Raw genomic sequence first — 2628 nt, 5'->3', positions numbered from 1 at the left:
GAGATATAGTCCAGGTTAACTTTGGTACTGGAGCCATGAAGATTAAAGTGTTAAAAATTAGTGATAATGTAAGAAAAGATGACGCGATAGAATTATATGAGCTTATAGATTAAAGGCTTTGTTCTAAAAGCCTTTTTTTTTCATAAATATAAGTAAAAAGAATAGAAGGAGGAGATAAAAATGGCCGAAATAAAGGAGAGTTTTAAGAATCAAAATATTTTGGTTGAAGATAGAAATAAAGTTACTATTACAGGAGTAGAACAAGTAGAAAGCTTTAATGATAATACAATTATACTTAGAACCATAAAGGGCGGTATGGTCATAAAAGGAGAAGGGCTAAATGTGGGGAAGTTGAATTTAGATGATGGAAATGTAAAAATAGATGGCAATATTAATGGTATAAGTTATATAGACAAAGATATATCTCAAAAAGGAAATATTATAGGTAAAATATTTAAGTAGCATAAGGAGTTAAATAATATGGAAACTACAATAAGGATTCAAATTTATATATTTTTAACTTCCGTATATGGTGGATTGATATCAGGACTAGCTTATGATGTATATAGAATAGTCAGATATTATTTCAAACCTAAAAAAATAATAACCATACTGGAGGATTTATTGTTTTGGGTAGCTATATCCCTTATATTTTTTTATATAATTAATAAAAGCAACTGGGGAAGTTTAAGGGGATATATTTTTATAGGTTTTTTTATTGGAGGATTTATTTATTTAAAGATATTGAGTAAAATATTATTCCCATTAGGACTAAAATTATTTGATGGAATTATAAATATAATTAATAATGTTATTATCAAACCTTTTAAATGGGTAAAAAATATATTATCTCCAAAAATAAGAAAAATAAATAAAATAAGAAAAATCCCTAAAGAAGCTATAAGTGAAATTAAGCGGTATAAAAAAATTATTTCTAACAAAAAATAGAGGATTTTTTGAAAGGATATAGAATATACTAATTAGGCGGTGGTAATATGAGAAGAAGAGGAAGAAAAAAATCAGGATTTAGATTAACGCATTTAATACTCTTGCTTTTAGTTTTTGGGATTGGCAAAACTTTAATTAGTCAAAATATGATGATTAAGGATTTAACTAATAAAAAGCTAAAAGAAGAAGAAGAAATAGCTCAATTACAAGAAGATATAGAAGAATTAAATGATGAAATTAAAAATAAAGATTCTTTAACCTTTGTTGAAAAAATTGCTAGAGAAGATTTAAGAATGGTAAGGCCTAGGGAAATAATTTATGTTGATAAGGGCAAAGATAAAAGTCCTTTTAGCTTCTTTAGGAAGTAGAAATGATTGACAATATTGGTTTTCTAATATATACTAATGGGAGAATATATTTTTATAAGGAGGAATTGTTTATTTATGCCCGTAACTGTTGGAAAAGTAGTTGAGGGCCGAGTCACAGGTATTACAAACTTTGGTGCATTTGTTCAATTATCAAAAGGGAAAAGTGGATTAGTCCATATTTCAGAAATATCTGATGACTATGTTGAAAAAGTAACCGACTACTTGAAAAAAGACCAGAAAGTTAAAGTAAAAATCTTATCAATCTCAGAGGATGGCAAAATAAGCCTTTCCATTAGACAAGCCAAACCTAAAACAAATAATCCTATTGAAATTGATTGGGATAAAACTGATGAAAAGCAAAAGAATATGTCTTTTGAAGATAAGTTGTCTAAGTTTTTAAAAGATAGTAATGAAAAGCAAGATCAGTTAAAGATGAGAGAAGGTAAAAGAGGATTTGGACAAAAGTATAGGGGGAGAAGCATGGACTTATAAAACCGGATTAATCCGGTTTTTTTATTGTTTATAAACTTAACTTTAGCTTTATATTAAGCTTTATTAAGTTCACCAGCCAATCAAAATGCAATCTACAAGATTTTAAACAAAAATATACATTAGATGTATATGCTTTTCTTAAATAAGCACAGACTTGTGTTTCAGTAAAAAGAAACCTTGTTGTGACTTTTCTTTAGATTAGAAAATAATAGAATTTATAAATGTTTTATGTCAAAAATTTCTTGCATCTTTACAAGAAGTATTGACAAAATATTCTACCCCTATTTGATAATATGTATTCAAGAGATTTTATCAAATAGGGGGGATGGAATATGTTAAAGACGGAGTATGTTTCGACTAAAAAGAAAATACAAAATAGAATAATTACTTTCAATTGGGGTTATATACTACTTGTTATTTTAGCTTTTTTTATTAGTAGAGCTAGTATAATTGATAAATTAACACCCTTTGGGCTAACTTTTATGGCTGCCTATATTTTGTCAGGCAAGCCTAATATTCTTATTTTTATTTCTATAATACTGGGAACCCTTTCTTTCCATGGGTTAAGTGGGATAGATTATATTGTTTCAACTGTAGCCATTTGGATTTTACTTAATCGTGTCAAACAAATAAGTGCTTTTTCATCGGCAAAATCATCTATCATTACAGGTAGTATCTTTATATTAACTAAATCTGTATTTCTATTAATATTCGAAAGTGTATTTATTTATGATTTATTTATTATTTTTTTTGAAGGACTATTGGTTTTTACTCTAACTTATATCTTTTTATATAGTCTTTCAGTCGAAACTATAGGAAG

At 27.2% G+C, this 2628-nt stretch carries 4 protein-coding genes and 1 pseudogene; all 5 read left to right on the top strand.

All coding sequences use genetic code 11. The features are described from left to right. The first annotated feature begins 180 nt into the window (after positions 1-180). Positions 181-462, top strand: coding sequence for a sporulation protein YabP (gene yabP, locus VK998_RS11185; protein ID WP_325228320.1), 282 nt, complete (start codon positions 181-183; stop codon positions 460-462). A gap of 18 nt (positions 463-480) precedes the next feature. Then, positions 481-948: a spore cortex biosynthesis protein YabQ gene (gene yabQ, locus VK998_RS11180; protein ID WP_325228319.1), complete on the top strand. Its 468-nt coding sequence runs from the start codon at positions 481-483 to the stop codon at positions 946-948. 47 nt (positions 949-995) lie between these two features. Then, positions 996-1316, top strand: a complete 321-nt coding sequence (locus tag VK998_RS11175) for an FtsB family cell division protein (RefSeq protein ID WP_325228317.1) — start codon at positions 996-998, stop codon at positions 1314-1316. Positions 1317-1391: 75 nt separating this feature from the next. Next, positions 1392-1808 (top strand): S1 RNA-binding domain-containing protein, encoded by a 417-nt coding sequence (locus tag VK998_RS11170; protein WP_325228315.1) that lies wholly within the window; start codon positions 1392-1394, stop codon positions 1806-1808. A 332-nt stretch (positions 1809-2140) separates the two neighbouring features. Beyond that, positions 2141-2628: pseudogene (locus tag VK998_RS11165) on the top strand (hypothetical protein); the annotation flags it as partial.

It is taken from the genome of Schnuerera sp. (assembly GCF_035459645.1).
In the GTDB taxonomy this organism is placed as follows: domain Bacteria; phylum Bacillota; class Clostridia; order Tissierellales; family Tepidimicrobiaceae; genus Schnuerera.
This window is presented reverse-complemented; position numbering and strand designations above follow the sequence as displayed.

Coding starts and splice junctions, on each gene's coding strand:
- yabP (WP_325228320.1), top strand. CDS start 181: ATGGCCGAAATAAAGGAGAGTTTTAAGAATCAAAATATTTTGGTTGAA.
- yabQ (WP_325228319.1), top strand. CDS start 481: ATGGAAACTACAATAAGGATTCAAATTTATATATTTTTAACTTCCGTA.
- VK998_RS11175 (WP_325228317.1), top strand. CDS start 996: ATGAGAAGAAGAGGAAGAAAAAAATCAGGATTTAGATTAACGCATTTA.
- VK998_RS11170 (WP_325228315.1), top strand. CDS start 1,392: ATGCCCGTAACTGTTGGAAAAGTAGTTGAGGGCCGAGTCACAGGTATT.